The sequence below is a fragment of the Streptococcus sp. WM07 genome (assembly GCF_004570525.1).
Taxonomy (GTDB): Bacteria; Bacillota; Bacilli; order Lactobacillales; family Streptococcaceae; genus Streptococcus.
The window spans coordinates 1-250 of the sequence record NZ_SPPZ01000359.1; the positions used below are offsets into that span (position 1 = coordinate 1).

1 pseudogene is annotated in these 250 nt (G+C 34.4%); it reads left to right on the forward strand.

Going from position 1 to position 250, the window contains the following annotated elements:
- Nucleotides 1-134, forward strand: a pseudogene (locus E4T71_RS09545) (IS200/IS605 family transposase); the annotation flags it as partial.
- Between the last annotated feature and the right edge of the window lie 116 nt (nucleotides 135-250).

Here is a 250-nt window from a genome sequence, read left to right on the forward strand (position 1 = left end):
TCGGATTAAATGAAAAGACCGTAGCGAAGTACATTCGAGAACAAGAGAAAAATGATATTGCTCTCGATAAGCTGAGTGTAAAAGAATATGAGGATCCATTTTCAGATGGCGGATTCAGAACACGTTATACTTAACAAAAAACAAAAATAGCTGTATACTATAAGGTATGAAAGTCGAACTAAATGAATATCAAATTAGCGAATTGAAGCAAGCCCTGAAAGATAAAAAGAATGCACAGCACCATAGGAAA